The 18,249-nt window shown below is 62.7% G+C and carries 20 protein-coding genes; 2 read left to right on the plus strand and 18 right to left on the minus strand.

Going from position 1 to position 18,249, the window contains the following annotated elements:
* Window positions 1-268: 268 nt before the first annotated feature.
* A complete protein-coding gene (locus tag JOD69_RS15185; protein ID WP_156881475.1) occupies window positions 269-580 on the plus strand; it encodes a hypothetical protein in 312 nt (103 codons plus the stop codon).
* Between the two features lie 169 nt (window positions 581-749).
* On the opposite strand, the gene JOD69_RS15190 is transcribed toward JOD69_RS15185, so the two are convergent.
* From JOD69_RS15190 to JOD69_RS15205, 4 genes are all read right to left on the minus strand, one after another.
* Window positions 750-971 carry a hypothetical protein gene (locus JOD69_RS15190; protein ID WP_210024029.1) on the minus strand — a complete coding sequence of 74 codons (222 nt, stop codon included), beginning with the start codon at window positions 969-971 and terminating at the stop codon, window positions 750-752.
* Window positions 913-1,122: a hypothetical protein gene (locus JOD69_RS15195; protein WP_210024030.1), complete on the minus strand. Its 210-nt coding sequence runs from the start codon at window positions 1,120-1,122 to the stop codon at window positions 913-915. The genes JOD69_RS15190 and JOD69_RS15195 overlap by 59 nt, the downstream gene beginning before the upstream one ends.
* Window positions 1,123-1,349: 227 nt before the next feature.
* A complete protein-coding gene (locus JOD69_RS15200) occupies window positions 1,350-1,550 on the minus strand; it encodes a hypothetical protein (RefSeq protein WP_156881477.1) in 201 nt (66 codons plus the stop codon).
* Between the two features lie 252 nt (window positions 1,551-1,802).
* Entirely contained in the window at window positions 1,803-2,027 is a 225-nt protein-coding gene (locus JOD69_RS15205) for a hypothetical protein (protein ID WP_156881478.1), read from the minus strand.
* A gap of 562 nt (window positions 2,028-2,589) precedes the next feature.
* On the opposite strand from JOD69_RS15205, the gene JOD69_RS15210 reads away from it, so the two are divergent.
* Window positions 2,590-3,561 carry an Rpn family recombination-promoting nuclease/putative transposase gene (locus tag JOD69_RS15210; protein WP_156881479.1) on the plus strand — a complete coding sequence of 324 codons (972 nt, stop codon included), beginning with the start codon at window positions 2,590-2,592 and terminating at the stop codon, window positions 3,559-3,561.
* Between the two features lie 144 nt (window positions 3,562-3,705).
* Here the strand turns inward: JOD69_RS15210 and JOD69_RS15215 are convergent, their stop codons facing one another.
* The 14 genes from JOD69_RS15215 to JOD69_RS15280 form a co-directional block, all read right to left on the minus strand.
* Entirely contained in the window at window positions 3,706-4,719 is a 1,014-nt protein-coding gene (locus JOD69_RS15215) for a S49 family peptidase (protein WP_210024031.1), read from the minus strand.
* Between the two features lie 11 nt (window positions 4,720-4,730).
* Entirely contained in the window at window positions 4,731-5,681 is a 951-nt protein-coding gene (locus JOD69_RS15220) for a hypothetical protein (RefSeq protein ID WP_086133862.1), read from the minus strand.
* A gap of 58 nt (window positions 5,682-5,739) precedes the next feature.
* Window positions 5,740-8,466 (minus strand): conjugal transfer mating pair stabilization protein TraN, encoded by a 2,727-nt coding sequence (gene traN, locus JOD69_RS15225; protein WP_210024032.1) that lies wholly within the window; start codon window positions 8,464-8,466, stop codon window positions 5,740-5,742.
* 3 nt (window positions 8,467-8,469) lie between these two features.
* Window positions 8,470-9,489, minus strand: a complete 1,020-nt coding sequence (locus tag JOD69_RS15230) for a TraU family protein (protein ID WP_348529966.1) — start codon at window positions 9,487-9,489, stop codon at window positions 8,470-8,472.
* Window positions 9,490-9,542: 53 nt separating this feature from the next.
* Entirely contained in the window at window positions 9,543-10,721 is a 1,179-nt protein-coding gene (locus JOD69_RS15235; protein WP_156881483.1) for a TrbC family F-type conjugative pilus assembly protein, read from the minus strand.
* Window positions 10,708-11,256 (minus strand): signal peptidase I, encoded by a 549-nt coding sequence (gene lepB, locus JOD69_RS15240; protein ID WP_156881484.1) that lies wholly within the window; start codon window positions 11,254-11,256, stop codon window positions 10,708-10,710. The genes JOD69_RS15235 and lepB overlap by 14 nt, the downstream gene beginning before the upstream one ends.
* Window positions 11,237-11,554 carry a hypothetical protein gene (locus tag JOD69_RS15245; protein ID WP_156881485.1) on the minus strand — a complete coding sequence of 106 codons (318 nt, stop codon included), beginning with the start codon at window positions 11,552-11,554 and terminating at the stop codon, window positions 11,237-11,239. The genes lepB and JOD69_RS15245 overlap by 20 nt, the downstream gene beginning before the upstream one ends.
* Complete coding sequence (gene traC / locus JOD69_RS15250; RefSeq protein ID WP_156881486.1) at window positions 11,544-13,952, minus strand: type IV secretion system protein TraC; 2,409 nt, start codon at window positions 13,950-13,952, stop codon at window positions 11,544-11,546. Before traC ends, JOD69_RS15245 begins: the two co-directional genes overlap by 11 nt.
* Window positions 13,949-14,134: an RRXRR domain-containing protein gene (locus JOD69_RS15255; RefSeq protein ID WP_086133869.1), complete on the minus strand. Its 186-nt coding sequence runs from the start codon at window positions 14,132-14,134 to the stop codon at window positions 13,949-13,951. The genes traC and JOD69_RS15255 overlap by 4 nt, the downstream gene beginning before the upstream one ends.
* An 88-nt stretch (window positions 14,135-14,222) precedes the next feature.
* Window positions 14,223-14,654: a TrbC/VirB2 family protein gene (locus JOD69_RS24715; protein ID WP_240506892.1), complete on the minus strand. Its 432-nt coding sequence runs from the start codon at window positions 14,652-14,654 to the stop codon at window positions 14,223-14,225.
* Between the two features lie 188 nt (window positions 14,655-14,842).
* On the minus strand, window positions 14,843-15,349 hold the full coding sequence (locus tag JOD69_RS15265; protein ID WP_210024033.1) for a TraV family lipoprotein: 507 nt from the start codon (window positions 15,347-15,349) through the stop codon (window positions 14,843-14,845).
* Window positions 15,346-16,146 carry a DsbC family protein gene (locus JOD69_RS15270; RefSeq protein WP_156881488.1) on the minus strand — a complete coding sequence of 267 codons (801 nt, stop codon included), beginning with the start codon at window positions 16,144-16,146 and terminating at the stop codon, window positions 15,346-15,348. The genes JOD69_RS15265 and JOD69_RS15270 overlap by 4 nt, the downstream gene beginning before the upstream one ends.
* Window positions 16,147-16,168: 22 nt before the next feature.
* On the minus strand, window positions 16,169-16,906 hold the full coding sequence (locus JOD69_RS15275; protein ID WP_210024034.1) for a hypothetical protein: 738 nt from the start codon (window positions 16,904-16,906) through the stop codon (window positions 16,169-16,171).
* A gap of 59 nt (window positions 16,907-16,965) precedes the next feature.
* Window positions 16,966-18,243, minus strand: a complete 1,278-nt coding sequence (locus tag JOD69_RS15280) for a TraB/VirB10 family protein (protein ID WP_245245617.1) — start codon at window positions 18,241-18,243, stop codon at window positions 16,966-16,968.
* Between the last annotated feature and the right edge of the window lie 6 nt (window positions 18,244-18,249).

The following is an 18,249-nucleotide window of genomic DNA, read 5'->3' on the forward strand; positions in this document are numbered from 1 at the left end:
AGCGGTTCCCTGCGGAACAGGTAGTCCCGTTTGACCGGGATTTTGGGATGGTTGCCGTCGGAGAAGCCTTCGACGGTCAGCTTGGCCGGGGCTTGAATCCCGAACGTTTCTGCAATCGAAAAAGCCTGATACATCTATTGTCTCCTTTTCAGGGTTTCACCCGGCGAGAAGGCGCATGATCCCCAAGGGGACATGAGGCTCCCCTCGGGGTTGCGTGATGGAATGATCGGGTTATCCTCTCTTCTCGGATCGCAAAGAGGCCAACCCTATGATCGAGTTTGATACCTACCGCGTCGAAGACGACGGCCGCATCGTGTTCTCGGATCAGGGACTGAAGGAGCTGCGCCCCTACTTCGCTCGAGCAGGGATCGACATCCGCTCCGTTCGGACCTACCGGGATTACCTGGAGGCGCGGCGAAGAGCGTCTCCCTTCTTTCTTGATTTTCTTCGAGACCGAATTGCCAAAGGCAAGCCCAGTCTCGAACGAAGAGCGCTTCTGGCGATCGTCGATGGCGATGACGAGGTGTATGAACGAACCCTGCGTCAGTTGATGGCGCGCCAGAAGCTCAACGTTGTTTAATCGCCCGCTTCCCTGCGCGCGAGTAACTCTTCCGACATGATCAAATTGGGCAATCGCCTCAGACTGACGCCAGACGAGCTCACGAGCTTTCGAGCCATGACCGGCGTTTCTGATGGCGACTTCAACGTTTGCGAATCGGGTTTGCCCGGTTATCCTGAACTAAGGTCGTTCAAACCGGAGGCATACCGTGAAAATGAAAGTCATGAAAGGCGGCCGCGACACGCTCCTCGAAGAAGGTGTGCAAGCGGTCTTTCAATACGCCATGACCGACGACCCGGCATGGCTCGACAAAGCGCTCGCCATTGACGAGCGCCTGATCGAACGGGGCAAGCTCAGGCTTGTCGGCGGCGAAGAAAGGCCGCCAACTCCGCCCGAGCCACCAACTCCTCATCCACCCGCCTAATGGCGAGACGGATCTCCCGGCGGTAGTCCTGGTCGCGAATTTTTCGGCGGGCCTCGTACAGTTTGTCCCGGAAAGCGAACAGCTCGCCTTGGGACGCCGTTTCTAGAAACCTAAAAAAGTCTTTGGTGATGATGCTCATGGTGTGTCTCCTTCTGAAAAATCAGGGGAGACACGTCCCGCCAGGGGATGGGTCTCCCCTAGCGGGTTGCTGACTTGCCTCGTTGGAGGATCAGATGGTTGATTTGACAGTAATCGCTGGGCAACGAGAGTCACTGGAGCAGGCAGCTATCGAAGCCTTTCATCGGAACGATATGCGGCTGCTCGGGCAAATACTCGCCGCCCTGGAACCGAAGGCGCGCTTACGGCTTATCCTTTGCGATCCAGACGGGCAACCTCACGGCGCGCCTGGAGTTCCTCGCGGAGAAGGTCCGCCACCCGAGTGAGACCTCTTCTGAGGTCCTCATCGGAACTCTCCAAGACCGCATCGATCGCATCGAGTTTTTCGATCAACTCGTGATCCGTCGCTTCCATGCAAAAGCGCCGAATGATCTTGAATACTTCTTTCATCGTTGTGTCTCCTTCTGAAGAATCAGGGGAGACACGTCCCCCATCAGGGGTTGTATCCCCCCTGGATGGGTTGCATGGATGGCTCGCCGGATTATCCTGATCTGTGTCATTCAAACCGGAGGCAAACCGTGAAAATGAAAGTCATGAAAGGCGGCCGCGACGATCTTCATGAACAAGCGCTCTATGCGCTGTTCGACGGGGTACGTGGCGACCGCGAACGAATGGCGGAAGCGGAATGGTTGTATTCCCGCCTCAGCTACCGCGGTTCGCTCGGCGTCGTACCGAGCGGACCAAATCGGAGCGCGTCAGAAGTTCCTCGTCCATCAGACGAATCATCCGACGCAGATCGGACCTGATCTCCCGGCACTGCGAGGACCTGGCTTTCTCCCTGGCTTCGTCTCGGGCGGCGAAGATTTCACCGACCTTCGCGGACTCCAGCCAGAACAGAAAGTCTTTCCAAAATTGCTTATTCATCATGGTCGTATCTCCTCTGAAAAATCAGGGGAGCCACGACCCCTAGGGGAGCGGTCTCCCCTGAATGGGTTGCTGACAGGGCCTTGCGGCCGCGAACTCCGGTCTTGACGCACCCGGCTCGGAGAAGACGCGCTTCCCCGCCGCCTCGAGGCGGAACGCCTGCCCGAAGGCAGGATCGACGCCCGTCGAAACGAGCGCGTGAACAATCGGCTTTTCCGCTGGCCTCGTTCGCACGAGATCAGGGGAAAAGGGATCACGGGTGTTTGGATTGAATCCGCAGGGCGATCAGGCTTGGCTGGCCGCTCGATTGGACACGTAGGAAATGGCGAAAGGCGGCTAACCGCCTCGCGGGACGCGGGAACTGGACTTCGAAAGAAGTTCGGGAACGACGGATTGCGTCTATAGCCGTAAGGAACGATTTCCCAACGGCTGGCATCGGGCTGTTTTGTTTGAGACCCCAGCTAGGTCTGCCGCGACGGCAAGCGCCGAGACGGGTCTAATTTTTGTCTCTAAATTGATCGGCTGTCAATCAGTCCGAACTCCAGATTTTTGCCGCGATACGCCCATGGATCACGATCAAAGCTACAAATTGCTGTTTTCCCACGCCGAGATGGTGGCGGACCTGTTGCGGGGATTCGTCCGCGAGGACTGGGTGCAGCAGCTGGACTTCGATAGTCTCGAAAAGGTCAACGGCAGCTATGTGGCCGACGACCTCCGGGAGCGGGAAGACGATGTCATTTGGCGGGTGCGTTGGGGCCGGGAGTGGCTATACGTCTATCTGCTCATCGAGTTCCAATCGACGGTGGATCGCTACATGGCGGTCCGCATCCTGGTCTACCTGGGGTTGCTCTACCAGGATCTCGTCCGGACCGGACAACTTGCCGGCGAAGGGCGGTTGCCGCCGGTCTTGCCGATCGTCCTCTACAACGGCAACCCGCGTTGGAGCGCCCCCACCGATATCGCCGATCTTATCGTGCCGGTTCCGGGCGGATTGGAGACTTACCGTCCTCGGTTGAGGTATTTCCTGCTGGACGAAGGCCGCTATGCCGAGAGCGAACTCGCGCCGCTCCGAAATCTCGCCGCGGCGCTGTTTCGGTTGGAGAACAGCCGGACGCCGCAAGACGTGGAACGGATACTCGCGGCCTTGGGCACCTGGTTGCAGGCGCCGGAACAGAGCTCTCTGCGGCGGGCCTTCACGGTGTGGCTGAAACGGGTGTTTTTGCCGGGCCGGTTGCCGGGGGTAGAATTGGGCCGTATCAACGACTTGCAAGAGGTGCAGAGCATGTTGGCGGAACGCGTCACCGAGTGGACGGAAGAATGGAAACGTCAGGGCATGGAGAAGGGCTTACAGCAAGGTCGGCAAGAAGGCCGGCAAGAAGGTGAAGCAACCTTATTGCTGAGGCTTTTGGAACTTCGATTTGGTCCTTTGGAGGAAACCCATAGGGAGCGCTTGCGTCACGCCGATGCGGACACGTTGCTCCAGTGGGGCGAACGGGTGCTGACGGCGCAGGCCATCGAGGACGTGTTTGGTCTTTGATGCCGCCTCGTATCCGCTGAATCGCGCGCTGAGCGGAAAGCTTCTTGGGACGCTTGCGCAACCCTGCGAAACGGTGAGTGTTCTTTTCCACTTTGGAGCGGCGGACCTCCGGTTATTTCTTCCGTGTTCCGCCGAGTAGGCGGCTTAGAAGTCAGTTCCCAGCATGCTGCGCAAGGCAACCGGATGTTCCGCCGAGGTCACGAGACTGACGAGGCCGCTGAGCAGGCTGGAAACCGCAGTGTGCAGCTTCCCGAGGCTCGTCAGAAGATTTTCCGGCGGCGTGTAATCCAGGGACGTATCTAGACTCAGGACGTTTTCCGCCACGTGCCGAACATCGCCAAATCCGTCGATCAGCCCTAGCGTCCTACCCTCTTCCCCCGACCAAAACATCCCGGTGAAGAGATTGGGATCATCCGTCAGCCGCTCACCTCGGCCTTCCTTCACAACACCGATGAATTGCCGGTGAATCGTGTCGAGCGTCGCGCGAATTTGGGCCAAGGCTTCAGGTTCGGGCTCGGTAAACATGTCCATGATCCCTTTGTATTTCCCCGCGGTATACAGCCTTCGCTCGATGCCGAGCTTTTCCATCAGCCCGGTAAACCCGAACGAATCCATCCGTACGCCGATCGAGCCCACGACACTTGCCCGGCTGGCGTAAATTTGATCGGCCGCCACTGCGATGTAGTAGGCGGCGGACGCGCCAACATCGTCGATAATCGCAATAATTGTTTTTTCCGGATGTTTAGCCTTGAGAGCTTTAATCTCGTCGTAAACCATGCCGGCTTGGACCGGGCTGCCGCCCGGGCTGTTGATCTCGAGAATGACCGCCTTCGCAGACTCGTTCGAAAACGCCCGGCGAATACCTTGGATGATCCGGTCGGCGTTGGCTCCGGACTCGGCTGAAATCTCCCCCATGATTTTGATCACTGCGGCATGGGGACTGTGCTGCGCTTTGAACGTCTGCCAGCCTGAAAAGGCGGTCATTACCAACATCAACGCCACAAAGCTGTACGACAGCGCCTTGAAGGCGAAACGCCACCGCCGGGACCGGCGCCATTCCTTCAGGTTTTCTTCAACAATTCGTAGCAGAGCCTCACGCGCCCAGCCGTCATCCGATGCATTTTGGTTCTTCGGGGTGAAGTTGGTCGGGTCGGTCATCGCGGGCTCCGTCAATTTGCCTGGTTCTTGGATTGGTTTTCGGGCTCGATGAAATACAGCGTCTCGCCCCGGTGGAAGATGACGGGATACGGCCGTTCGTTCGTGGGCGCGCTGTAGATGTACACCCAGTCGGGGAGAGCGGCGCTCATGCGTTGAAGATGGGGGGCTTTGCCAATGGCTATCCTTTCCTCTGGTTTATCATGAACATCTCTCAACGGATGAAATAACCACGCGCCGGCAAAAGCCTCCACAAAGTAAGCGGCCTTACCACCGATCCACTCCGGCGACTTTGACAGCGGTCTGAGCGATTCCAGCTTAAGCGGACGCGTGTAACAGCGTTGTCGTTGGCCATCACATTCACCACCTTCAATGACATGATTTGTCTCAACGGTATCGCTTATCAGTCCGGGGTATCGTTCGGTCTCCGTTCGGACAAACCGGTACGGCTCTGGCAACGTTTTCATGTAGGTATCGAAGAGCAGAGCGCTTAACTTTGCTGCCGCCGCTTCTTGATTTAGCGCCTCGCTTGCCGGCATCCAGACCCAAATATGATTTTCGAGGACCGGATGTTTTCGGGGTGCCGATGTGAGCACACTCAAAATCGACATCGCGCCGGCGCCGGCGAGTGAAAAACCAGGCGGCGCGATCCCGGCGCCCGTTAACTTGCGAACTCCTGTAGCAAGGCCTGCGGCATGAAGGAGCTCCCGACCGGCGGCGCCGGAGTCCGTGCCCTTCAACGCCGCGGCCAATTGAGCGCGCGGCACGTCGTTGAGCGGCTCGGGTTTTCCGGTATAGACGTTGGGGCTGGTCAGGCCGGTTGCGAGCGCGATCTGCAAAGCGAGGCTGTATTTCGGATCGCGTTCGTAAAAGTCGACCGGATGAAACCGGCCGAACATCGCGCATCCGGCATTTGCTAAAGACAAACCGATCAAGATGGCTCCCCGTAAAAACAACCTTTCCACTGTCGTTCTCCTTCTATCGATTGAAATTCACTTTGCCCCCAGGGTTCGGAAACACACGTCACTTTGGCCCCAAGGCCCAGCCTTGTTCCTCGGCCTCGCGGCGGATCGCCGGCACGTCGAGCCCGTCAAGCCGGGTTCGGTTGCGGTCCAGCGTATTCTGGCGCGTGCCGTCGACGTTGAGCCGGCTGCCCGCGCCCGTCAGCCGATCCAGGTTCAGTTTCGCGGCGGCGCTCGCCGCGTCCGGCAGATGGCCCGTGGCTGCCAGGATGGCCAGCCATTCGTCGAGGTTGACCTTGGACCAGTCGACATACTGCAATTTCTCGACCGGAATGCCGCTGCAATCGGGTTCCTCCTTCTTGCCGAAGCTCATGCCGAGTTGGGGGCGGATCTGTTCCTGCAGGATCCTCGCGAGCGGCGACGCGAAGCAACAGTAGCTCTCCTTGTGCAGGAAACAGACGCCGAACTCATTCGTCTCCTCGCAATACGTGCCCAGGTAGGTACAGCTCTTCAGCTCCTTCCTAGCCACCAACTCATACTCCGACTGCTCGCACTCGAAGACGATCTGGACGACGATGACCACGATCATGTAGATGGTGTAGGCCATCATGATCATGTTCAGCGCAGTGCCAACATAGGCGCCGCCGCCGCCGAGTTGCAGCGTGCCCCCCGAATTGGAGGCGAGTTGACCGGACGGCGTGAAAGCTGATTGAGCCCCGTTTGTCGTGGCATAGCTGAACAGAAGGTTTCCCGCCGCCCCCCCGAACGTCTGCCCCACCCAGGTTGCCACCTCCTTCATCAGCATCGTCTGGAACTGGCTGATCAGCCCCTCCTTCGCCACCGTGCTCGCCGCGGCCTCGGTCGATCCGGTGATCGCGTTCACTGCCTGGTCGTAGAATCCGGCGACCGTGTCCCAGACGCTGACGACGGGTTTTCGAAGTTCCTCCCACGCGCCCAGCGTCCTATTCGCTTTGTGGAGCCTCACGATCGCGCTGTCTAGCTGCCCGACGGCGAACAACAGATCGATATAGTCGCCGAGGTCGGTCGAGGTCGGCGCGTTGCAACAATCGACCAGCGTGACCAGTCCGCCCGCGATCTTGCACGCGCGCGCCTCGCCCTTGAAGACCCGGCAGGTCGTGAACTCGAAGCCCTGCCCTTCCTGCTCGTTGATCACGGTCTCGCACACCGTGTCCATGGCCATTTGCTGCGATGCCTGAAGGGCGGCCACCGCCCGCACGAAATCCTGACTTTGGGTCCGGTCCACGGTGACGCAGTCCTCGCCCATGCAGCGGATCGGACCGGCGCAGGTCTGCTTGCTGGCGCTTCGGAGCGTCGGAATGGGTTGCGTCGTGCCGCAGTCGTAGAGGTCGCTGGACCGCCAGCAGGCGCCCGAGGCTCCCCCTTGCGCGCCGTCCACGCACTCCGAACGGATGAACGCGCAGCCTTCGGCTTCGAGAGCCTCGCAGGATTGTCCGCCCTCCTCGCCCGGCGTCAGGCAGTGTTCGCCCGCGCTGTCGGTCCAGCAGGACCCGACACCGCCGGTGAAATCGCACTCGGCGTCGATCGAGACGGCGCCGCAGGTCTTGCCGAGTTGCGGGAACAACGGCTCCGGCAGGTCCGATTCGCAAATCCGCACGCCATTGTATTCGAAACACTTTTGCTGAAGCGCTGCGTTGTACATCCCAGGATCTTGGGTACAGCTCACGCTGGTGTTCCGGCACAGGTTGTCCTGAACCGCGCTCACTAGCTCCGGACATTTCGCATTCGACCAGAGCCACTCGACCTTCTCGATGCGCTCGACGCTGAAATACAGCTTCGCGGCCATCACCCAATTTTCGCCGCCGACGTCGTGTTGCCAAAACGTGCCCACCAGGCCGTTTTCGCAGGACGGCATCTGCGCAATGCCCTGCGAGACCGAATCGTCGACCTGATAACCGCCGTCGTTGCTCCAAAGACCGGAATCCAGCCAGCCCACGGTCTTGACATGGCGAATCCGGTAAGGCGCCGAGCCGTCGCAGATGGTCGCGTAATCGAGTTTTGGTACGACGATGCTGCCGCCTGCACCGATATCGCTCCACCAGGTGCCTGTGCCGTTTTTCAAATCGAAGCTAAAGGAAACGTTGTGCTTGCCAATCGTGCCGAGCTTCACCTCGACCGTGTCCTGGGAAACGGTGTACTGCCGGGTCGCGGTGCAGGCGGACGGCGGACTCGGCACACGGACACAGGTCTTGTAGTCGGGCAAGCGAGCCTCGAATTCATCGTCCGTGAAGACCGTGGAGGCCGTGCAATCGGCGAACGTTTTCGCGAACAGGTCATGGTGGTCGAGCACATCGTCGGTCTTGGTCCAGACCGGATCGTTCCTGAGGTCCGGATGGGCGCGGTGGGCGGCGTCGATCACGGTCCGGTACGCTTCGCCGGTCTGGGTCGCTTCGGTCTTGAGCGCCGTTTGGGCATCGAGGCCCGCCGCAACGGTGCCGGCGTTGTCCCCGTACAGCCCGGTAAAATCGCTCAGGTTGCCCTGATCCGCATCGGGAAAGAGATCCTTGACCTGGAGTGACGACTCGTGCGCAGTGCCCGGATTTAAGGTCAGCGTGCCATTAGCTTCGTTCAGATCCGGAAAGTGGAAGGCCTCGACCGCCGAACGGCCGGCCGTCTGGCCCTGACTCGCTGCCTCATCGAACGCATCGCCATAAGCGAGGCCAAACGGCGTCCAGGCGACCGCGATATTGAGCACGGCGACGAGGGGCCAAGTGAAGACGGGATGGCGGCGGACCCAGGCTGGCGTCATGGTTCAGATCCCCGCACAGCAGTCCTGCCAGCGCCACAGGAGATAGACATGATCTTCGCCGGGCCCGGGATAGGTTCGGCCCACGCCCCACCGGAAGGTGCTTTCGCCGATCGCGTGCGTGCGGTCCGTCTCGGCCACCGGATAGAAAAGACTCATCCGGTACTGGTTCTTCGGCATGAACGGGTAGATGTTGCCGCCGCACAAGGCGTCGTTGCCGACCGTCTTCCACGCCAGCCCGCGCCGATGCAGGGCCGCCGTGGCGCGGGTCGCGAGCAGGCTGGAAATCCGCGGATCGGTGCCGGCCGAGGTGTAGGCCACCCCGGATAAGGGGTACATGTGACCCCAGGTGCCGGCACACCAGAACATCGCATCGATCGGGTGGCCGGCGGTGGCCGCGACGCCATCGACCGCGCAGGCCGCGACCGCGATGGGATTCGCGAAGAGGACGGCTTCGGGGTTGGTGAAGAAAGCCAGTTCGTCGTTGCTCCAGGTGGGATCGAGCTCCGAAACATACAAGAGGTCGAAATCGCGATAGCCGTCGGCATTGCAGCGGTCGTCCCAGAATAGATCGAGCAGGATGTAGAGCGGGAAGGCGTAATAGTGATAGTTGTAAAAGGAGGTTTCGCTGGCGTCATACTCCGCGTGGCCCGCCGTCCCCAGAAGCCGAAGGCGCGAGACTGCGGATTCGTTCAGTACCGCCCCGCCCAGAGCCGGCGCGCACCAGGGATTCCGAACGATCTCGATCAGCCGGGCGGGACTCCAGAGTCCCAAGGTCAGGCCGAGTTCCGGGATCCCGGTCGGCGAATCGCAGGCACAGAGGATCTTGTCGGTGACGCCGTCCGGCACCTCGCCGTCTCCCCAGGCCCCGCCGGCGATCCGGATCGGAAAGAGGCACCCCCAACAGATGTCGGTGATCAACTTGCCGGACCAGACCTCCGCATCGGGACACAGGGGATCCAAGGCTTTCCCCTCCCCCTCCTCGGCTGCCGACACCTTGGCATTGGCCAGCGACAGACCGGTTATCAGCAGTACGAGGACCAAGGTTTTAACCCGGCTTTGGATAAAAGCGGACCCGTTCACGACGGCTCTCCTTCTCGCGCGTCCGGACTCGCCGCCCGAATCTCCCAAATCCGAACCCTCTTGCCCTCCGCCTCGACGACCGCGGGCACGCGCTCCAGCTGAAAACGGCTTCGGACCTCCGGGGTTAGCAGGTAAACCGGGTTCTCCAGCCGTCGTTCGAGTGCGGCCAGAGCGTTCCAGCCGTCCTCACGTTCAAGGCGGGTCGTGATATAAACCACGCGTTTCCCGTCGGTCTCCTGTCCGAGCCGGGCCGCGGTTTCGACCTGATCGGGCCGCGTGCCGTCGAAGACCACCAGCCGCAGGGTAAAGGGTCGCTTGTCCAGAGGATTGACGGTCTCGCCGGCGCGCACCACGACCGTACCGTCTGGCGCGATCAGATCGCGCGGCGCGGTCACGGTGAGATCGATCGAGCGGTCCCGGTTTTCCGTCGTTTCCGGCAATTCGACGAACCGGGCTCGGTCCCAGAACCGGGTCAGCGCCTGCCGTTTCTTGTCGTGCCAATCGATCGCGGCCAAACGGCGTTGCATCTCCTCGATGAGATCGATTTCCGCCACCTCAAGGACTGGCCCCTGCGCGCCGAGGTCGCCCTGGCGGCCCGCCGCCAGTTGCCGCCGGAACCCGTCGATTCCGGTCACACCCCGGACGCGAGCCAGGACTCGCCCCCCGTCTTCGAGCATCATGACGGGAACCGCGGTCACGTCGTGGGTCCGAAAGCGGTGGGGATCGAGACCGACGTTCGGGGCGGGCTCGATGTCTTTCAACAGGTCCCGGAGTTCGGCGACGAAGGTCGGGATCTTCTGCCCCGGGCGGGGGCCGCGGAACACGATCAGGACATCGGATTGCCCCGCCGCCGCCTCGAACACGTCCTTGAGCGCGTCACGTCCTAACGCAGACGAAACGTAGATCACGATGTGCCGTCCGACTGAGCCGTCCCCGTCCGGCAGAGGCGCGCCGACACCCGGCAGGTCCGGTTTCGGCGTGGCGTCCATCGTTTCCCGCGCCTGACGTTCGGCCTTCTCCCGGTGGGGATTCTCGTCAAGCCACGCTGGCCGTTGCGTCTTGCGGGTAGCGTCGAGAATGGCGCGTGAGCGCGTCAGCCAGTCTTCCTCGGCCCATCCCCCCGAGGCGTACTGGGCGGCAAGCACCAGGGCAACCACTCGGTCAAAAGAGCGCATAAACCCGCCCGATGATCTGCCGGTCGTACACATGCCCCCAGTAGCGGGAATCGAAGCTCTTCGGGGTCGTGCCGGTCACCCAATAGGCGCCCGGCGGCACGGTCTCCTCGCGCCGGAAGGCGGCCGGCGCCTTTTTCAGCTTGTCGGACAGAGGCAACCCGCGGGCGATTTCCGCGCCATTCACCGTCGTCCGGACCTCGTCCACCCGAACCCGATCGCCGCTGACGCCCGCCACAAGCTTGACGATGGTGCGCCCGTCCTCGAAATAGGGCGCCATGCGCTCGGCGCGGAACGCGACCAGATCGCCGCGCCAGATGTTCTGGTCGTAGGTGTCGATCAGGACGATCCGGGCGCCGTCGAGGCAGGTATCCTTTTGCGCGTCGATGCCAAGGCGGAACCGGTGCCCCAGGTAATACTCGGCCGCAAGAATCAGCGCGAGCAGCGGCAGCGCCCGTCCCAGGAAGGCGCGTAACGGCACGCGCCGGCGCGCGGGTGCGGTGTGAAGCGGTAAAGCGTCAGTTCGGTGGTCGAACATATAAGTCCTCCGGGGCGGCCAGAACGGCGGTGGCGTCGATGATGAGGTAACCGGCGGCTCCCAGGCGCGAGGCTTGCTCGCGCAAGGCGGCGACGGTACGGTGAATCTCGGCTTCGGAAGCCGACGGCGGAAGCGACTTGATGACGGCCGCGCGGTCGAGGACGAAAACCGGGGTGGTCAGCGCCAGGCGCTCCAGCGGTTCGGTGAGCGCCTGGCGCACGGTCAGGGTGCCGGCCAGCGCGCCGCACACGGCGGCGATCACGACCATCGCCAGCATCCAGGTAACCTTACGCGGCATGGGCGTGCTCCCGCGTGTCCCGCGCTTCGAGGACCCGGCGGATGGCGTCGTCGAGGTTCAGCCCCTGGCGCCGGTATTCGCGGAGCGCCTGCACGTCCTGCGGCTTGGTGGAGAACAGGATGCGCTTGAAGGGATCGACGATCAGCCGGCCAATGCCGGAGCCCATTTCGGTGAGAAAGAAGATCTCCGAATAGGCGCCCGGCAGCGTGTGCACCGTCTTCAGGAGTTCATAGCCGCCCTCGCTCAACGGCAGGCGGCGGTCCTGCCTCAATTGGTCGATGACCTCCGCCTTCTGACCCAAGAGGTACATGTTGGCCGAATTTTCGACGATGGCCCGTCCCGCGGGATTCCGGTACAGGTCGTTGACGGACTGGGTGATGGTGATCGCGGCGCCGCCGTATTTCCGGAACCGCCGGTAGCCGTGCTCCATGAACTTGGAAACGTCCCCCTCGGTCAGGAGGTCCCAGGCCTCGTCGATGATGACGATCTTCGGCCGGGCGCGCTCGCCCAAGAACATCGTCTGCTGGATCTGATAAATGAGCTGCAGGAGGACCACCTGCTGCAAGTGTTTCCGGCCCTTGAGCTCCTCCAGTTCCAGCACGGTGAAATCGTTCCGAAACCGGGCGGTGTTGGGTCCGTTGAAATAGCGGCCGTACTCGCCATGGGCCGTGAACGGGAACAGCTGCATCCCGATGTCGACGACGCGCTGGTCGGTCTCCGCGCAGAGACGGTCCGCCACGTCGTCCACGCTCATCGCCCGGCCCTTTTCGGTCCAGAGATCCTTGAGCACGCGCTTGAGACTCGCGGTCTGGAAGTCGGTCAGCTTTTCGGTGGGCGCCGCCATCGCCGTGACGAGGCCCGCGACCATGTCCGCCTCTTCCGCCCAATTCTGGATGAGCGGGAACGGATTCAGGCCGATCACGGCCTCGTGCGTGAACTGGATGAAATCGCCGTCGAGCATTTCGGCCAGGTTCTCGTAGGACCGGCCGACGTCGATGACCCAGACCTGGGCGCCTTCGGCGAGATAATTGGCGATGATCTCGTTGGTCAGGAACGACTTGCCCTTGCCCGATTCCGCAGCGATGCAGAGGTTGTAGTTGCCGGTGGTGTCGAACAGCGACACGCTCATCTGCTCCCCGTTCCGGGAGATGAAATTGAGGGTGGGCGTCCCGGTGCCCTGCCAATCGCCGAACAGGGGCAAAAGCGGAATGGCGTGGCGGGTCGCCAGCGTCCGGTAGCGTTGGAGCGAAGCGATCGCCGCGCGCTCGGCGCCGAACGGCAGGCAGTTCAGAAACAACGGCAAGGCGAAATACTTGTCCTCCAGCAATTGGAAGCCCAGCTCCCGAAAGTACACCCGCGCATTGGACACCGCCTGCGCCTCCTCGGCCTCATTGCAAAAGAGCGCGAGGCCGAAATAGGCGCGGATCGGCCGGTCGCCGTCGGCGAAGGCCTCGAACAGAATGTCGAAGTTTTGCTTCCGCTGTTGCAGCACCGGTAGAAACCGAGCGATCGGTGTCGCGGCCTGATTGGTGATGAATTGGCGGACGCTCTCGAGCCGCGCGCGGGTGCTTTCCGCATCCGGATAGTGCAGCGTGACCGTGATCAGCACGTTTTGCCGGATGCCGCGCGTGCCCGACAGGAGGTCGCCCAAATAGCTCTTGGCGCCGCCGAAATACATCTGATCGGGGGTCCGTTTGACCGACAGCATCTTGACCCGTTTCCGCCCGAGCCAGAGACCCCGCTCGTCCGTGCGGAGGTCGGTGTCGTAGTCGAACAATTGATCGCGGATGAGTTGCCGGATATCGCACTCGGGGATGATCCGGTCCTTCCAGCCGGCCTGGTCGCCCCAATTGAGGATCGTCGAGAGCGTCCGGACGTAGAGATCGTTGCCGAGCGCCTCGGGTAGGAGGCCGATGGTCGCAAGCGACTGTTCCGTCGCCATCCTGAGTTCCGCCGCGCGGGCCAGATCCTGCAGGCTCGGCCTGGGGGCCACGATGGGGAGCTTGACGGCGACGATCACCTGGGTGCGGCGAAGGCGCGCGCCGGACACCGTTTCCGGCGGGACCTCGGTTCCGTTCCGGAGAAACTCGACGGCGGCCTCGGTCATGGCCTGATAGGTCGCTTGCGTCTGCCGGAGACGGCGTGCCTTCATCACCGCGAGGGACTCCTCGATGTCGGGCGAGGTCCAGAGACTGACCTGGAGGAGCGTATCGGTGGGCCAATCCTGGTTCAGCAGAACATTGACGCGGGACGGCAGATTCGGGTCGGCGCCGGTCAGGGGCCGGCAGAGGAATCCGAAACTCAAGGACTGATCCGCGTGGAGAAACAGTTTCTCGTCGGGATCGTAGGCCAGGGTGGTGAAGAGCTCATCCACCCGGTGGACTTTGGGAATTTTCATGGCGTCTCCGTTGGCATATGGTGGCCGTTGTCACGCGTGGACGGCGGCGATGTCAGCTGGATCGTATAGGGCTTGAGGGCAACCACCCTGGCCCGGTTTCCTTTCACCAACTGACGGGCACGCGCCGGATGGCACGGCTTTAACGGCTGTCCGTTCCGGTCGATGACCTGTACCGTGGACATACGATTCGATCCTGTCGCGTTCTCGAAGGGCCCGGCGCACGCCCAAGCGCGCGCCGGAGCCGTTTTCAGCAATGCACCTCCTGACGGTTTAAATGACCGCCGTCACGATGTTGTCGATGATAGTCGGGGTCGCGAACAGGCCGACGCCGCTCGCCACGCCCATGACGAATCCCATGATGCTGCCGCGAACCACCCCGGCCACCAGACCGACGATGACGAAGCAGATCGCGATGACCCGGCCGAGAATGCCGGAGACCCAGCCGGTCAGAGTGGCGTAGATGTCGTTGAACTCGGCGCCGCCGGCCCCGGCCATGGCCTCGGGCGCGAGGAGGACGAGGAACGGGGCGACGAGGGTCAGTAGCGCCACCGTGGTCGTGTGTCGCCGAGGCGGCGTGGCGCTCGGCCGGAACCCCTGGATCGGGTCGCGAACCGTTTTGGGCTTGGATCCTCCGAACAGCTTCCCGATCCAGCCCGACACCTTCTTTCGAATGCACAGCATTCGATTGCACATGACGTTCATAAGTAACTCCGTGGATATCGAAAGGCGGTTGCCCGCCGATCCTCGGGAATCGCTTCCCGGTCGGTGAGGCGGTTGCCCGCCGGTCCTCGGAGCGTGTGTGACCCCGGTGGCTTGCGCGGTTGCCCGCAGGCCTCGGCCCCCCGGTTCAGGTCACTTAAACCCTGAACCGAGGCGCTGGTGTTGTTCGCCTAGTCGTCGTCGGTATCGGCCGAAGGTACGAAGACGCCGGTGCCCGCCGCAGATTTTCGCGGCGACGTTTCCGTCGGGCGCTGTTCGACCTGAAGGGGAGCCAGCGACGGCGCGACCGCCGGCGCCGCCGGGCCGATCATCCAGCGGCGCGGCTCGAGTTCCGTGTAGATGTAGCTCGACACCATCAGATCGCCCTCGGCGTCCTCCCACGGAGCGATCCAGACCCGCATGACGCGGGACGGGGTCCGGATCGGCGTCGGGTCGTCGATCTTCGGGTACGGAGCCCGCGCCCATCGCGCCGGAGCCACGTCGGCGAGCGCGGCACGCACTTCCTTTCCTTTCTTTCGGGCATCGCCCGATGACGGCGGCGAAACCGAATGGTTCGAGGCCTTATAGGCGTCGGTGGTGGACAGACAGACGGGATCGTTCGGCATGCCCTTGCAGCCATACTTGGCGGCGCAACCGCTCAGCGCCACCGCGATGGCGACGAGTGCGAGCCGTCTCATGAGCGGCCCCCTTTGACGTTCGGTAAGGCCCGTTCAACGCGCGCGGCCGCCTCCCCGGCCAGCCAACCGGCCAGGTCGTCCGGCGCTCCCTTGAACGTGCGCCCGTCCGGCGCGATCAGGAACGGTACCGCGTCGATCCCGAACAGGTGCGCCGTTACCAATGCTTTCTGCATCGGCGTGCGATCGCAGTCCGGGCCTACCTCGGCCGGAATCCCGTCGTAGCGCTGATGCATCAGCGCATCGCGTGCCTGATCCCTGGCCCCGGTTTGCAGGAGGCAACCGAGTCTGACCACCAGGCTTTGCGATTCCGCCCCCAGGACCGGCACGGAAACCAGCTGGAACGTGTAACGGTCCTTGAGGGCCTCCATCTGATGCTGCACCTTGGCGCAGTACGGGCAGCGCGGATCGACGAACACCACCGCCTGTTCCCGGCCGGTGCCGTAGGTCACGGGTCCCAGATCGTCGAGCTTCAGTTTCATCCGGGCGAGATCGATGCGGTTCGCGATCCGGTCCACATCCTCCAGGGTCTCGATCTTGACCTGGTTCCACACGTCGGTGACGGTGCCCTGGAACACGAACCGGCCGTTCGGCGACAGAAAGAACGTCCGGTCGCCGGATTTGACCATCTGGAGCCCCGAGATGGGCAACGCCTTCAGGCCGTCGATCTTGACATTCAGGAGGTCCACCGCCGGCAAGGCCGCCGTCATCGGCAGACCGTCGCCGGCGGCCGCCGGCCCGCTCAGAGCGCCGAGCACCGGAAGAAGAGACAGGGTCGATCGGAGGGATGTCGAAGTCATGAGCAAATCCTCGTTGTTGGCGTCAGATTAACGGGTTGCGGCTGTCCCGGCGCTGCAAAAAATGGCCAAAACACGCACTTTGGTTCGGCAATTCGGCACCCAAAACCATACGGTACAGATGAATGTCCCCTTCGGCCGGTGTGCCGCAGTGCATGCGCAGCATCCGTGCGACGGCTGCCGAATAGTAGTTCCTGAAGCCGAAGCGGAACCCCATGATGGCCGTCATGGGGATGACTATTACCGACACCGCGACGGCAGCGTCTAGAAGCGAGCGCATAGCCGAGGCGATCGTGGCCGGATCGGCTTTGTGAACCTCCCGCACGATCTCGACGGACGATTCCGGTGGGGAAAGCGCCATGCCGGCTGCCATCCAGAACGCCAGACCAGGCACCACGATGACCAGCTTGCCGAGCGCGACCAAGACCATGTGACCGAAGTTAAGCAACTGCGCCACCGCGTTTCGGTAGTCTCGGAAAGCGGACCGCTGCATCGCGGCGTACTGCGCATCGGTCACGGTGCCGATCTTCACGCCGTTCATCAACACGTCCCAGGTCAGGGTGTTGCCGGCGGCAATGCGTCGGGCATAGGCCGCGCTCTGCTGATCCAGCCAATAGTTGAGGCCCACGCTGGCCGCCGCCGTCAATGCTGAGATGGTCAACAGATCCAGCCACCCGCGATCAGCCCTCCAAAAAAACGAGAACATCAGAACGGCGACGACCGCTAGCATGGTGGTCAGCGCCCAGCGTTTGAAGTTGTACATGCATGGATACTCCGTGTTTGTTTAGCCAAAACGGCTTTCGGGGTCGGCGGCGACTCAACTCAATGATTCAGCTTCAAAGTCGTGCCTTTCTGCACGATGAAGCTGACCTTGCGGCTCGCGTCGACCTCGATGACCGGAAACAGGTTCTCGGCCAAGTCCATGTAGTAGTGCGCCAGCCGGTCCATCGCGTAGCCCGCGCCCCGGAGCGCCCCGCCTTCCATCGCCTGCTGGCTGAAGGCGCGCTGGAACGGGGCGGCGCCGCCGGTCAAACCCGCGCCGCCGGTCAAAATGACCGGGATCTGATTGCGGCCGAAGGCGTCGGAAAAGCCCCTCAGGAAGCCCGCGGCCAGGGCGTTCGCGAGGAGCTGGCCGCGCTTTTCGACCACGCGCCCGCGGATGCCGGTCTTGCCGTCCTCGCCGGTGGCGTAGGCGTCGAGCGGCACTTCGATCACGCCGCCGTCGTCGCGGACGCAGGAGAAGGTTTCGCTCCGGATGTACGCCCGCTCCGCGCTGAGATCGCCGTAGCCCGCCGACACCAGAAAGCACTCCCGAACGTCGGCCCGGAAGCGGTTCGGCAGAATGGCCTCCTGCTTCACCCGTACCAGAACCGGCATCGGCTGCTTCTGCGCCTTCCGGCCGGTCGGCGCATCCATGCCGTTGAGGAGCACGCCGCTCAGAATGCTGCCGGCGGGGATGAACACCGGCGGATGCTGAACGGAGGGCGTCGGCAGGGCGTTGGAGGCGGTCGCTAGGGTATCGTCCTTGATCACCCGGATCTGGAGCGGCGCGGCCGGCGCATTCTGGACCGGCCGTCCGGTGGACGCCCCGGCGCCGTACGCGGGTCCCGCCGGCGCGCGCGACGCCTGCTCGAACACGGCATTGAGATCGTCGCGATCGCCCGGACCCCGGCTCGGACGGGCCGGCCGCTGGGGCCGTTTTTCCGAAGCCGTGCCTTCGGCGCTTCCCGGCGGGTTGCGGAGGGCATCGACCTCGGCGGCGAGCGCTTTCATCCGCTCTTCATAGGCTTGGCGCTCCGCGGTCGTGTAGCGCTTGAACCGCTCCTCGTCGGACAGACGCTGGGATTTCTGCTGCTCCTCGATGGTCTGGAGTTTTTGGCGGAATTCCGCAAACTGCCGCGACTGCTCCCGCAACTGCGCGGCCAGCCCGTCGAGGCCCAGGGCGCGGGGATCGGTGTCGGTGAGGATGTGTTTGACCACCGCCTGCTTGTTGACCGGCTGGGCCACCTCGGGCGCCAGCAGGGCGAGTCCCACCACGCCCGTGAGGCCGGCGGCCGCGAACCCCGCGACCGCGAGGTTGCGTTTGGCTTCCGGCGTCAAGGCCGC

Source organism: Methylocaldum sp. RMAD-M (assembly GCF_017832375.1).
In the GTDB taxonomy this organism is placed as follows: Bacteria; Pseudomonadota; Gammaproteobacteria; order Methylococcales; family Methylococcaceae; genus Methylocaldum.

What these genes read in the sequence shown, in the direction of transcription:
- traN (WP_210024032.1), bottom strand. Translation starts at nt 8,466, where the DNA reads ATGACGCCAGCCTGGGTCCGCCGCCATCCCGTCTTCACTTGGCCCCTC.
- JOD69_RS15185 (WP_156881475.1), top strand. Translation starts at nt 269, where the DNA reads ATGATCGAGTTTGATACCTACCGCGTCGAAGACGACGGCCGCATCGTG.
- JOD69_RS24715 (WP_240506892.1), bottom strand. Translation starts at nt 14,654, where the DNA reads ATGAACGTCATGTGCAATCGAATGCTGTGCATTCGAAAGAAGGTGTCG.
- JOD69_RS15275 (WP_210024034.1), bottom strand. Translation starts at nt 16,906, where the DNA reads ATGTACAACTTCAAACGCTGGGCGCTGACCACCATGCTAGCGGTCGTC.
- lepB (WP_156881484.1), bottom strand. Translation starts at nt 11,256, where the DNA reads ATGTTCGACCACCGAACTGACGCTTTACCGCTTCACACCGCACCCGCG.
- traC (WP_156881486.1), bottom strand. Translation starts at nt 13,952, where the DNA reads ATGAAAATTCCCAAAGTCCACCGGGTGGATGAGCTCTTCACCACCCTG.
- JOD69_RS15190 (WP_210024029.1), bottom strand. Translation starts at nt 971, where the DNA reads ATGAGGAGTTGGTGGCTCGGGCGGAGTTGGCGGCCTTTCTTCGCCGCC.
- JOD69_RS15205 (WP_156881478.1), bottom strand. Translation starts at nt 2,027, where the DNA reads ATGATGAATAAGCAATTTTGGAAAGACTTTCTGTTCTGGCTGGAGTCC.
- JOD69_RS15270 (WP_156881488.1), bottom strand. Translation starts at nt 16,146, where the DNA reads ATGACTTCGACATCCCTCCGATCGACCCTGTCTCTTCTTCCGGTGCTC.
- JOD69_RS15195 (WP_210024030.1), bottom strand. Translation starts at nt 1,122, where the DNA reads ATGAGCATCATCACCAAAGACTTTTTTAGGTTTCTAGAAACGGCGTCC.
- JOD69_RS15265 (WP_210024033.1), bottom strand. Translation starts at nt 15,349, where the DNA reads ATGAGACGGCTCGCACTCGTCGCCATCGCGGTGGCGCTGAGCGGTTGC.
- JOD69_RS15245 (WP_156881485.1), bottom strand. Translation starts at nt 11,554, where the DNA reads ATGCCGCGTAAGGTTACCTGGATGCTGGCGATGGTCGTGATCGCCGCC.
- JOD69_RS15210 (WP_156881479.1), top strand. Translation starts at nt 2,590, where the DNA reads ATGGATCACGATCAAAGCTACAAATTGCTGTTTTCCCACGCCGAGATG.
- JOD69_RS15235 (WP_156881483.1), bottom strand. Translation starts at nt 10,721, where the DNA reads ATGCGCTCTTTTGACCGAGTGGTTGCCCTGGTGCTTGCCGCCCAGTAC.
- JOD69_RS15255 (WP_086133869.1), bottom strand. Translation starts at nt 14,134, where the DNA reads ATGTCCACGGTACAGGTCATCGACCGGAACGGACAGCCGTTAAAGCCG.
- JOD69_RS15215 (WP_210024031.1), bottom strand. Translation starts at nt 4,719, where the DNA reads ATGACCGACCCGACCAACTTCACCCCGAAGAACCAAAATGCATCGGAT.
- JOD69_RS15200 (WP_156881477.1), bottom strand. Translation starts at nt 1,550, where the DNA reads ATGAAAGAAGTATTCAAGATCATTCGGCGCTTTTGCATGGAAGCGACG.